General features: G+C 70.5%; 11 protein-coding genes. 7 read left to right on the forward strand and 4 right to left on the reverse strand.

The window, feature by feature from the left end:
- Nucleotides 1-10 precede the first annotated feature (10 nt).
- On the forward strand, nt 11-1,153 hold the full coding sequence (locus ACIBCK_RS02385; protein WP_399386199.1) for a haloacid dehalogenase-like hydrolase: 1,143 nt from the start codon (nt 11-13) through the stop codon (nt 1,151-1,153).
- On the opposite strand, the gene ACIBCK_RS02390 is transcribed toward ACIBCK_RS02385, so the two are convergent.
- From ACIBCK_RS02390 to ACIBCK_RS02400, 3 genes are all read right to left on the reverse strand, one after another.
- Entirely contained in the window at nt 1,150-2,493 is a 1,344-nt protein-coding gene (locus tag ACIBCK_RS02390; RefSeq protein WP_399386200.1) for a DUF2252 domain-containing protein, read from the reverse strand. The two genes, ACIBCK_RS02385 and ACIBCK_RS02390, sit on opposite strands and share 4 nt — an antisense overlap.
- 186 nt (nt 2,494-2,679) lie before the next feature.
- Complete coding sequence (locus ACIBCK_RS02395) at nt 2,680-3,627, reverse strand: alpha/beta fold hydrolase (protein ID WP_399386201.1); 948 nt, start codon at nt 3,625-3,627, stop codon at nt 2,680-2,682.
- A gap of 94 nt (nt 3,628-3,721) precedes the next feature.
- On the reverse strand, nt 3,722-4,027 hold the full coding sequence (locus ACIBCK_RS02400) for a hypothetical protein (RefSeq protein WP_399386202.1): 306 nt from the start codon (nt 4,025-4,027) through the stop codon (nt 3,722-3,724).
- 354 nt (nt 4,028-4,381) lie between these two features.
- Between ACIBCK_RS02400 and ACIBCK_RS02405 the strand changes: the two genes are divergently transcribed.
- From ACIBCK_RS02405 to ACIBCK_RS02430, 6 genes are all read left to right on the forward strand, one after another.
- Nucleotides 4,382-4,726 carry a hypothetical protein gene (locus ACIBCK_RS02405; protein ID WP_399386203.1) on the forward strand — a complete coding sequence of 115 codons (345 nt, stop codon included), beginning with the start codon at nt 4,382-4,384 and terminating at the stop codon, nt 4,724-4,726.
- Between the two features lie 88 nt (nt 4,727-4,814).
- A complete protein-coding gene (locus ACIBCK_RS02410) occupies nt 4,815-5,183 on the forward strand; it encodes an arsenate reductase family protein (protein ID WP_399386204.1) in 369 nt (122 codons plus the stop codon).
- Between the two features lie 125 nt (nt 5,184-5,308).
- Nucleotides 5,309-5,779, forward strand: coding sequence for a hypothetical protein (locus ACIBCK_RS02415; RefSeq protein ID WP_399386205.1), 471 nt, complete (start codon nt 5,309-5,311; stop codon nt 5,777-5,779).
- A gap of 170 nt (nt 5,780-5,949) precedes the next feature.
- Entirely contained in the window at nt 5,950-6,969 is a 1,020-nt protein-coding gene (glnII, locus tag ACIBCK_RS02420) for a glutamine synthetase (protein WP_399386206.1), read from the forward strand.
- Between the two features lie 347 nt (nt 6,970-7,316).
- Nucleotides 7,317-7,913, forward strand: coding sequence for a winged helix-turn-helix domain-containing protein (locus ACIBCK_RS02425; RefSeq protein WP_399386207.1), 597 nt, complete (start codon nt 7,317-7,319; stop codon nt 7,911-7,913).
- A gap of 102 nt (nt 7,914-8,015) precedes the next feature.
- Nucleotides 8,016-9,005, forward strand: coding sequence for an NAD-dependent epimerase/dehydratase family protein (locus ACIBCK_RS02430; protein WP_399386208.1), 990 nt, complete (start codon nt 8,016-8,018; stop codon nt 9,003-9,005).
- Nucleotides 9,006-9,266: 261 nt separating this feature from the next.
- Here ACIBCK_RS02430 and ACIBCK_RS02435 read toward each other — a convergent pair whose 3' ends face one another.
- A complete protein-coding gene (locus tag ACIBCK_RS02435) occupies nt 9,267-11,456 on the reverse strand; it encodes an MMPL family transporter (protein ID WP_399386209.1) in 2,190 nt (729 codons plus the stop codon).
- Nucleotides 11,457-11,479 lie beyond the last annotated feature (23 nt).

Below are 11,479 nucleotides of genomic sequence, written 5' to 3' on the forward strand. Positions count from 1 at the left end.
GCACGGAACCATGGCAGTAAAGGCAAAGGGCAAGCTGGCCGTCATCGGCACGGCGGGCGCGCTCACCGCGGCCGTACTCGCGGGTACGGCGCTCTGGCCGAACGCGGACGCGACGGCGGCGGACGCCTCCGCGACGACGGCCAAGGCCGCGGCCAAGGCATCGGCCGAGCTGAAGCACTGGCCCAAGCCGGTCGCGAAGAAGCTGGGCAAGGTCATCGCGAAGAACGAGGACAAGGGCGCGTACGCCGTCTTCGACGCGGACAACACGACGTACCGCAACGACCTGGAGGAGTCCCTCCTGCCCTTCCTGGAGATGAAGGGGGTGCTGACCCGCAAGTCGATGAACCCGTCGCTGAAGATCATCCCCTTCAAGGACACGGCGAAGCACAAGGAGAGCCTCTACAGCTACTACAACCGGCTCTGCGAGGTCGACGACCAGGTCTGCTACCCGTGGGCCGCGCAGATCTTCTCCGGCTTCACGCTGAAGGAGCTCAAGGGGTACGTCGACGAGCTCCTCGCCCACGACAAGCCGATCCCCGCCGAGTACTACGAGGACGGGAAGCTGACGAAGACCGAGGTCAAGACGCCCGAGTTCTTCACCGGCATGCAGGAGCTCTACAAGTCGCTGCGGGGGCACGGCATCGAGGTCTACGTCGTCAGCGCGGCCAGCGAGGACCTCGTACGCATGGTCCTGTCCGACCCCAAGTACGGCTACGACGTGAAGCCCGAGAACGTCATCGGTGTCGGCCTGCAGCTCAAGGACCGCAAGACCGGCGAGGTCACCAGCTCCCGCAAGGAGGTCGCGGAGGGCCGCTTCGACGAGAAGAAGCTCGCGGGGCATGAGCTGACGCCGAACCTGTGGGCGCCGCTGACCTGGTACCAGGGCAAGCCCGCGGCCATCAGCACGTACATCGACGCGTGGAAGAAGCCGGTTCTGGTGGCGGGCGACACCCCGAAGAGCGACGGTCCGATGCTGTTCCACTCGGCGGACGTGAAGCACGGCGGGGCGCGGGTGTGGGTCAACCGCAAGGACGACTACATGAAGGAACTCGACGGGATGAAGCGCGAGAACGCCGACCGGCAGCGGGAGCTCGGCCAGCAGGTCACCGCGGACAAGCGGTGGCTGACGGTGGTCCCGGACGAGATCCGCTAGCCGGTCCCGGTGGCCGCGTCGACCAGGCCCGAGGAGATCGCCTCGGTCAGGGCCGCGTGGTCCCGGGCGTTCTGCGCGGCGTAGCGCAGCGCGAAGTCCGCGATCGCCCGGTCGAACGTGTCGGAGCCGCCCAAGTAGGCGGCTATGGCCACGCGGTCCCCGGAGCGGGCGTGGGCACGGGCCAGGGCCGTGCCGCAGAGGCGTGCGTAGGAGCGCAGCTGCGCGGGGGACATGGTCTCCACGTCCGCGGAGCCCTTCATGTCGCGCAGTTGGCGCCAGTAGAAGGCGCGGCCCTGGGGACCCGTCATCCAGCCGAGGAAGATGTCGCTCGCGGCCTGGAGGAGGCGCTGGCCCGCGACCACGCGGTGGCCGGGGTGGACGTACGGTCCTGGCGGGAGGTGCTCCTCCAGGACCGAGCGGGCCGCCTCCTTGATCTGGAGGAAGAGCGGGTCGTCGGCGTCGCGCCCGGCGAGGAGCACGATGAAGCAGCGGGTGCCGACGCTGCCCACTCCCACGACTTTGCGGGCCGCGTCGACGAAGTGGTAGCGGTCCAGGAGGAGTCGGCGTTCCTCGGAGAGCGTGGAGCGGTAGTCGCCGAAGATCTTGCGGACCGCGGCGAGTTCCGGGGCGGCCGCGGGTTCGATGAGCGGCGGGTCGTGGATGATGCGGCGGACGCCGTCCACGGTTTCGGTCAGCTTGCCGAGCGCCTGCAGGTGTGTGCGGCGGCGGGCCCGGTCCAGGGTGGCCGCGGCGCGCTTGCGGCGGCGGGTGGCGCGGATGAGGGGCAACAGGTCGTGCGTGTCGGTCCGTTCGTACCAGACCGCCAGCTCGCCGAGTCCGGCCAGACGCCTCATCGACGAGCGGTACGCCGCCACCGCCGCGAGGCACGACTCGCGTGTGCCGCGTCCCGGGTGGCCGTTGTCGCGGGACGCGACGGCGATGCTGGCGGCCAGGCGTTTGACGTCCCATTCGAAGGGGCCGGGGCAGGTCTCGTCGAAGTCGTCGAGGTCGAAGAGCAGGGCGCGTTCCGGGGAGGCGAACAGGCCGAAGTTCAGCAGGTGGGCGTCGCCGCAGAGTTGGACGGTGAGGCCGGTGTTCCACTGGACGGCGAGGTCCCCCGCCATGACGGCGGCGGCGCCCCGCAGGAAGGCGAGAGGTGAGGCTGCCATGCGGGCGTACCGGATGGGCAGCAGCTCCTGGACGCGGTCCGCGCCCTGCCGTTCGAGGACGGCCACCGGGTCGGCGCGGTCGGCGGAGGGTATCCACGCGCCGTGCGAGGAGCGGGAGGCGCGCTTGCGGGCGGCCCTGCCCTGGCGGGCGCGCTCGTCCGGAGTGGTCATCGCCCTCGCCCCTCTCCGTCGGCCCGTCGGCGGCCCCCGGCTACAGCCTCCCCTCAGGAGCAGCCAATGCCGCGACCGGCGCGTACGCATGCGGGGTACGCCGAACGGGTGACGCTGGTGGCCCCCTGGGGACCCTGGCGGGCCCCTAGTGCCCCCCTGGTGGCCCGGCACGAGGTGTGCCCGACCTCAGCTTCCGCCCGCGACCGCCCACGCCGCCACCCTCTTGGCCAGCGCCCCGCCCGCCCGCGTCCACACGAAGTGGTCGAGGCGGGCGCCCGCTTCCCGCACGGAGTACCGCAGGCGGGTGACGCGGGCCGCGGGCACCTTGCCGACGAGGTGGTCGAGGGCGGCTGCCGGGGCCCAGGTGTCGCCCTCCACGGAGACCGCGAGGACGGGCAGGGTGAGGGTGCGCAGGGCCGCCTCGTAGTCGTGCGGGGAGCCGGGGGACGAGTAGCGGCCCTTACGGCCCTGACGTGCCCAGTCCCGCATGACGCCCTTGGGCTGGTTACCGCCGAAGCCGAGCCGGGTGCCGGGCCAGCGGCCGAGCAGCGTCGACGTGGCCGCGGCGAACAGTTCGCCGATGAGCAGCAGGGGCCCGCGCAGGGGGCCGTACGCTCGGTACCAGACGGAGCCGGAGGCGACGAGGACGACGCCGTCGACGCCGTTGGCGCCGTTGGCGCCGCTGACGCAGGGGCCGACGGGCAACGAGGCGTGTATGAGGCCGAGTTGACCGCCCATGCTGTGGCCGAGGAGGTAGAGCGGGTTGCTCGGGCCCAGTTCGGCGCGTATCGCCTCGACGACGGCGGCGAGATCCTGCTCCACGATCGTGCGGTAGCCGTGGTCGACGGCATCCGCGTCCGTCACCCGCGGGGTGCTCTCCCCCTGCCCTCGCATGTCCACGGTCAGGGCGGTGAGGCCCTCGGCGTGCAACTGGCGCGCGAACGCGCGGTAGTAGCGGGCGGGGGTGCCCATCGCGGGAAGGATCAGGACGGCCGGCGCGGGACGGGGCGAGGCCTCGCTCCCCCTCATCCCGCGGACGGGAAACCGCGCCCCGTCCGGGAGTTGGGCGGTGACGAGCAGCGGCAGCTCGTCCGCGGGCTCCTGCTGGGCGGGGGCGGATTCCGGCTGAGTCATGCGCCCAGCATGAGGCACGCGTACGGGCGGAGGCCGCTGGGCCCCCACCCGTACGCGTGCGCTTGCGCGTTCGCGTTCGCGTTCGCGCGACAGCTCAGCGGCTGTACCGCATCAGGGCGCGCACCATATGGCAGGTGATGTCGGACGGCGGGTGGATTCCCACGTCCTCCGCCATGCTCCGGATCCTGGTGTTGTCGGCTTGGTTCGGCAGATAGACACCCGAGTCGAGCAGGGCTATCGCCAGGCGCATGGCCTTCAGGCGCCGGTTGTGCGTGACGTACCACTCCCGCGGCCGGCCGGCCGGGAGCGGTCGCTTCTCCAGTGGTGCGTAGGTCAGGTCGATCAACACGGGCCGGGAAGCCTTGCTCTTCGACGTAGATGTGAGTGCGGCAGCGGGCACAGGCATCCTCCTGTCGCGATCAGGAACCCCCGTCGGGAACCCTCGAACACTGCTTACAGTTTACCGCCCGGCACTGACATCCAGGGAGCCCGCAAGGCGCACCAAATGACCAGGTGAGCACGGTAATTACCACCGTGTCACGCCAGCTCCGGGAGGTACCCGTGGGGCGCCAAACTATTCGAACATCCTCATTCCTGTGGACGGGGCGGCCAGCCGCTTCCGCGGCACGGGAACGGCCGCGTCCCTCGTACGGGTGCCACTCCCCGCAACCCCAGCACCCCCGGGCAGCTGCGGGACTAACCTGGCGCCCCGCGCTCCCGAACGGGCCTGGGAGCGCCACCACTTGGGGGCGTCATGGACAGACGACTGGAAGCCGGCTGGGGACAGAAGGCCGCGTGGAGTTTGCTGGTGGCCGTCACGTTGGGGCTGCTGTCATGGGTGCCGTTCTTGTATGTAGGCATCCGGCGAGGCAGACGCGGCGACTGGGCCACCTTCGTGGCATTCGCGGTCGCCACGGTCATCCTGGCCGTGTGGTCGGGGCTCTCGTCCGACGGTCCCGGTGATCCGTGGCTGGGTGCGTACGCGATTGTCCTGATCGTCGTCGCGGCCGTGATGCTGCTGTTCACGGTGTTCGACCAGCCGGGCACGAAGTACGACGCGGTCGACGTCGCGCAGCCGGAGGGGCGTCAGTTCTTGTAGTGGCGGGTCTTCTACCGGCAGGCAATCCTCGCTGGCCAGAGGGCTTTTGAGGGGGGTGTGGGTGGTGGGCGCGGGTAGCGTGTGACGTATGGAGATCTGGATCAATCCCGCATGTTCCAAGTGCCGAAGCGCGCTTACGTTGCTTGATGCGGAGGGCGCCGACTACACCGTGCGGCGCTACCTCGACGACGTTCCCACCGAGGATGAGATCCGGGCCGTCCTGGAGCGGCTCGGGCTTGAGCCGTGGGACATCACCCGCACCCAGGAGGACGCCGCCAAGGAGCTGGGGCTCAAGGACCGCGAGGCCTGGCCGCGTGACGCCTCCGGTCGTGATCGCTGGATCGCCGCGCTCGCCCAGCACCCCAAGCTCATCCAGCGGCCCATCATCACCGCCGACGACGGCACCGCCGTGGTGGGGCGTACCGAGGAGGCCGTGCGGGACGCGATGGCGCGGTAGGCACCGCCGGGCGCGGCGTAGTAGTAGATGACTGGCGAATGTTGGGTTATCTCCGGTCAAACGTTACATATGCCTCCATAGCGTTGAGCACTCCACATTGCCGCCGGCCGGAATGGAGTGCCCCTGTGCGGAACCTGATGTTCGGAGGTGTGTACGGCACCATCCTCGCCAGTGCGCTCGTCGCGGCGCTGCACTCGGGGCAGCAGGCCTACACGCCCTACTACGACGCCGCCTGGGTCATGGTGACCGCGGGCACGGCCGCTCTCGCGCACGGATACGCGCACCACATGTCCACGCACCGGCCGGGTTCAGGCCTGCACCGGTGGCGGCAACTGGTCTGGGAGCTCATGGACGAGTGGCCGGTGATCGTCGCCTGCTGGCCCACCGTGGGGCTGCTCGCGCTCGCCGGGGTCTTCGACTGGCCCGAGGCACCCGTCACCTACTCCGCGCTCCTGCTGAACGCCGCGCTCCTCCTCTGCTGGGGCACCTTCGCCGCACTCCGGGCCGGCTACCGGCGGCGCTCGGCCGTGCTGCTCGGCATGGCGGACGCAACCATCGGACTGCTCATCGCGGCCGCCAACGCCGTCATCAAGTGAGGCGGGACGGCGAGCGGAGCATGAAGTGGGCCACACGCACCGCAGGTAACACGGGGTTCACATTCGAGCAACGGACGGGAAATCGCACGTTGGCAAGCTTCGCGGCATCACCACGGCACCGCAGCACCCGCACGTTCTGCGCCGTACCGAGCGTTTAAGGATGGGCCCCCGTGACCTTCAAGGCTGAGTACATCTGGATCGACGGCACCGAGCCGACCGCCAAGCTCCGTTCGAAGACGAAGATCATGACGGACGGCGCCGAGCTCCCGAACTGGGGCTTCGACGGATCCAGCACCAACCAGGCCAAGGGTCACGCATCCGACCGCGTCCTCAAGCCGGTCTTCACCTGCCCGGACCCGATCCGCGGCGGCGACGACGTACTCGTCCTGTGCGAGGTCCTCAACACGGACATGACGCCGCACGAGTCCAACACGCGTGCCGCGCTCGCCGAGATCGAGGAGCGCTTCGGCTCGCAGGAGCCCATCTTCGGCATCGAGCAGGAGTACACCTTCTTCGAGGGCGACCGCCCGCTCGGCTTCCCCGTCGGCGGTTTCCCCGCGGCGCAGGGCGGCTACTACTGCGGCGTCGGCGCGGACGAGATCTTCGGCCGTGACATCGTCGAGGCACACCTGGAGAACTGCCTCAAGGCGGGCCTCGGCATCTCCGGCATCAACGCCGAGGTCATGCCGGGCCAGTGGGAGTTCCAGGTCGGCCCGCTCGCGCCGCTCGAGGTCTCCGACCAGCTGTGGATCGCCCGTTGGCTGCTCTACCGCACCGCCGAGGACTTCAACGTCTCCGCGACCCTCGACCCGAAGCCGGTCAAGGGCGACTGGAACGGCGCCGGTGCGCACACGAACTTCTCGACGAAGACGATGCGCGAGAGCTACGCGCCCATCCTCACCGCCTGCGAGTCCCTCGGCGAGGGCTCGAAGCCGATGGACCACGTCAAGAACTACGGCGCGGGCATCGACGACCGTCTCACCGGCCTGCACGAGACCGCCCCGTGGAACGAGTACAGCTACGGCGTCTCCGACCGCGGCGCGTCGGTCCGCATCCCGTGGCAGGTCGAGGTGGAGCAGAAGGGCTACATCGAGGACCGCCGCCCGAACGCGAACGTCGACCCGTACGTCGTGACGCGGCTGATCGTCGACACCTGCTGCGCCGCCCTGGAGAAGGCCGGCCAGGTCTAGAAGGCCGGCCAGGTCCGATCCCGTGCATCAGCACGTCCCTGAAGGGGGCGCCCGCCGAACCGGTGGGCGCCCCCTTCGGCTTGCCTGCCCGGATGTCACTTCCATCTGCTTCAATGGGGACATGGTCATGGGCAGCAACGAGAACACAGCGACGGGTCGTCATCACGACCTCGAGCCGTTCTGGCCTTCCCGCCAGCACCATGACTTCGACCGGGTGTGTTGCCGCGCGATGAACGCGCAGGCCCTCTAAAGCCGTTCACCCGGCCTTCGCCTGACGCGCACGACGTACGTACGTCCTCGACGACCGAGACGACTGACGACTCCTCCGCGCGAAAGAGCTGACTTCCATGGCGAACTCCCGTTCCTTCTCGGCATCCTCTGCCTCCACCGCATCCACTGCGTCCACCGCCACCGTGGCGCCGCCTGCCATGCCCGGCCGGGGGCGGCTGCGAGCCGTCGCCCCCGACGAGGTGGCGCAGCTCACGGACTTCCTGCCGCCGGGCGCGACCTGGCTGCCGGCGCCGCCGCACACGCTGCCCGCGCTGCCAGGCCAGCCGCCGATGATCGGCTACCTGGTCCTCGTACCGGCCGGGCAGGAGCCGGTGGCCGCCGCCGCACCCGAGCCGCAGCCGGACCCTCAGCCGGGCTCCGGCGGGCCCGTGCGGATCGACGCCGTGCAGCGTGCGGCGCAGGTCGCCGGTCGCGCGCTGGACCTCACGTATCTGGAGTTCGAGCTGCTCGCGCATCTCGTCGCCCATCCCCACCGGGTGCACACGCGCGACCAGTTGGTGACGACGGTGTGGGGGTACGGGCACGTGGGCGACGGGCGCACCGTGGACGTCCACATCGCCCGGCTCAGGCGCAAGCTGGGGGCCGAGCACCGCCGCACGATCCAGACGGTGCGGCGGGTGGGCTACAAGTACGCACCTCCGTCGTCCCGCTGACCTCCGGCGCCCCGCTGACCTCCGGGTTCCCGGGCGGGGCCGGGCTCTGCCGCTAGCAGAACCCGGTTCCCCCGGCGGGGCGTGGCGTGCAGAGTCGTCGGCATGAGACTTCTGATGCTGGGTGGTACGCAGTTCGTGGGGCGGGGCGTCGTCGAGGCGGCGCTGGCGCGGGGCTGGGAGGTGACCGTTTTCCATCGCGGGACCCGTGAGGCACCCGCCGGTGTGGTGTCGCTGCTCGGTGACCGTACGGCGCGGGGCGGCTTGGACGCGCTCGCCGAAGGCGAATGGGACGTCGTCGTCGACACCTGGTCGGGGGCGCCGCGTGTCGTCCGGGAGTCCGCGAAGCTGCTCGCGGGGCGGGCGGGGCGCTATGTGTATGTGTCGAGCGGGTCCGTGTACCGGTATCCGGGCGAGGCGGGTTCGGACGAGAGCTACCCGCTGGTCGAGGGAGATCCCGACGCGGATGCGGTGGCGTACGCCGAGGACAAGCGGGGCGGGGAGCTCGCGGCCGTGGCGGAATTCGGGGCCGAGCGCACGGTGCTGGCCCGCGCCGGCCTGATCCTCGGCCCGTACGAGAACGTCGGGCGGCTGCCGTGGTGGCTGCACCGGGTCGCGCGGGGCGGACCCGTACTGGCCCCTGGGCCAAGGGAGTTGGACCTTCAGTACATCGACGTGCGGGACCTCGCGGAGTGGGTCCTCGACGCCGCCGTCGCGGGTCTGCACGGCCCGTACAACATCGTCTCGCCCATCGCGCACACCACGATGGAGGAGTTCCTCCAGGCGTGCGTGGCCGTGGCGGGCTCGCCTGACGCAGAGCTGCGGTGGACGGACCCCTCGGTGATCGCGGAGCACGGCATCGAACCGTGGTCGCAGCTCCCGGTGTGGCTCCCGCCGGGCGAACTGCACGACACGATGCACCGCACGTCGACGGAGAAGGCGGTGGCCACGGGGCTCAGGGCGCGGCCCGTGACGGACACGGTCGCGGACACGTGGACCTGGCTCAAGTCCCTCACCGGAGCGGCCCCCGAACGGCCCGAACGGGGGGCGAAGGGACTGGACCCAGAGGTGGAGGCGAAGGCGCTGGGCCTGTAGCGGGGGAACGGGGCGGTGGCTGAGCTGAAGTTCCAGCTCAGCCACCGCCCCGTCAGGGGCGCGGGGAACTGCGCGACCAGCCCCCACCACCCCGCAGCAAAACACCGCACTTCCGCAGCGGAGCATCTACACCGCGGCCACGGAACCAGCCCGGGAGCAGGGCGGAGGCCCGACCAGCAGATCCAGCCAGACCACCACCCCACCAGGGGCGCGGGGAACTGCGCGACCAGCCCCCACCACCCCGCAGCCAAAACACCGCACCTACACCGTGGCCGACGGAACCGGCCGCGTGGCAGGCTGTTCAGGTGCCACAGGCGCCCCGTGCGAGATCGTAGGCAGCCAAGAGAGATACCGCGGCGTCCGCCAGTTCCGCTCGCCCAAGAGTGTCATCAGGGACGGCAGCAGCACCATCCGTACGACCGTCGCGTCCAGCAGGACCGCCACGCCCAGGCCCACGCCCATCTGCTGCATGTCCTGCATGGACAGCGTGCCGAAGACCGCGAAGACCGCCACCATGATCACGGCCGCGCCGGTCACCGCGCCCGCGGTCCGCGTGATGCCCTCGCGGATCGCCGCGCGGTTGTCCAGGCCACGGTCCCGCGCCTCACGGATCCGCGAGACCACGAACACGTGGTAGTCCATCGACAGGCCGAACAGGACCACGAGCACGAACAGCGGCATCCAGTTCTCGATCGCCCCCACCTGCTCGGAGCCGATCAGTTCCGCGCCCCAGCCGTGCTGGAAGACCGCGGTCATCACGCCGTAAGCGGCGCCCACCGAAAGGAGGTTGAGGGCGATGGACGTCACGGCGATGACCACCGAGCGGAAGCTGAAGAGCATCAGCAGGAACGTCACCGCCGCGATGAAGGCGAACACCGGCAGGATGCCCTTGCTGAGCTGGTCGCTGAAGTCCTCGGACGACGCGAGGTCACCGCCGACGTACGCCTCCGCGTCCAGGCCGTCGAAGGCCGCGGGCACCACGTCGTCCCTGAGCTCCCCGAGCGCCTTCTTCGACTCCGCGTCACTGCCGTCGCCGGGCAGCGGTACGTCGATCTCGGCCACGCCCGCGCCCTTGTGGACGGTGAGTTCGGCCCCCTTGCCCGCGTCCCTGACCACCGCGGCCAGCGCGTCCCGCAGCTGCTTCGACCCGATGTCGTCCGCGTCGGCGGTCCTGACCACGATCTGGGCCGGCGCGGGGCCACCCGGGAACTCCTGGGTGATCTCCCGGAACGAGACCGACAGCGCGGCGTCGGAGCCGAACTGCTTCTCCAGGCCCAGCTGTTCGGTCTTCATGCCGAGCGCGGGCGCCGCGAGCGCGAGGAGCAGGACCGCGGAGCCGATGGCGAAGAACTTCGGCTTGGCGAGTACGGGGTGCAGGAGCTTGCCCGCGATGCCGCCGCTCGCGTGCGCGCCCTTCTTGCCCTTGCGGTTCAGGAACGGGATGCGCCCCGCGTTGATCCGGTCGCCGAGCGCGGAGAGCAGCGCCGGAAGCACCGTCACCGAGCCCAGCATCGCCACGCACACCACCAGGATCGTGGCGACCGCGAAGCCCTTGAAGAGCAGCAGACCGGACAGGAACATGCCCGCCATCGCGACCATCACCGTGAGGCCCGAGACAAGGACGGCCCGCCCGCTGGTGGCCGCCGCGATCCGCAGCGCGGTCTCCGCGTCACGTCCCGCGGCCCGCTCGTCCCGTTCGCGCCGCAGGTAGAACAGGCAGTAGTCGACGCCGACCGCGAGCCCCATCAGGAACATCACCGAGTACGTCGTCTCGAAGAGGTGCAGCTGGTGGCTGGCCAGGGAGAGCAGGCCGAAGGCCGCCACGCACGCGGTCAGCGCGAGCCCCACCGGAAGGAGCGCCGCGACCACGGCGCCGAAGGCGACCAGGAGAATGCCGAGGGCCAGCGGCACCGCGGTGAACTCGGCCCTGGTGAGGTCGTCGGAGAGCAGATCGCCGAGGTGCTTCTCGGAGCTCGCGTCGCCGAACTGGTAGACGGAGATGCCCTCCCCCGCACCCGCGTCCTTCGCCTTCTGCACCGCGTCGAGCACCGGCTGAACCCGGTCGGCCGCGTCGTCGGACGCGCCCTTCATCTCGAAGCGGAGCAGCGCGTCCTTGCCGTCCTCGGAGGGCAGCGGCGCCTGCATCCCGCGCGTCTCACCGGTCGCGGTCAGCGCCTTGGAGAGGTCGCTCGCCGCGTCCCGCCAGCCGTCCGCCGACCTGGAACTGACCATGACGAGCTCGCCGGCGGGCTCTTCGACGCCCGCCTCGTCGAGGATCGCGGCGGCCCGGCCCGAGTCGCCGACCCCCATCTCGTCGTCGGACGCGGTGACCATGCCGGAGGCCCCGCCGATGGTCGTGGCGAGCACGACGAACAGCAGCCAGCCGAGGATGGCCGTCTTGCGATGGTGTGCGCTCCACACCCCGAGTCGAGCCGCGAGGTTTGGCCTCATGGCGCTTCGCCCCCATAAGTAAG

Source organism: Streptomyces sp. NPDC051218, assembly GCF_044455475.1.
Taxonomy (GTDB): Bacteria; Actinomycetota; Actinomycetes; order Streptomycetales; family Streptomycetaceae; genus Streptomyces.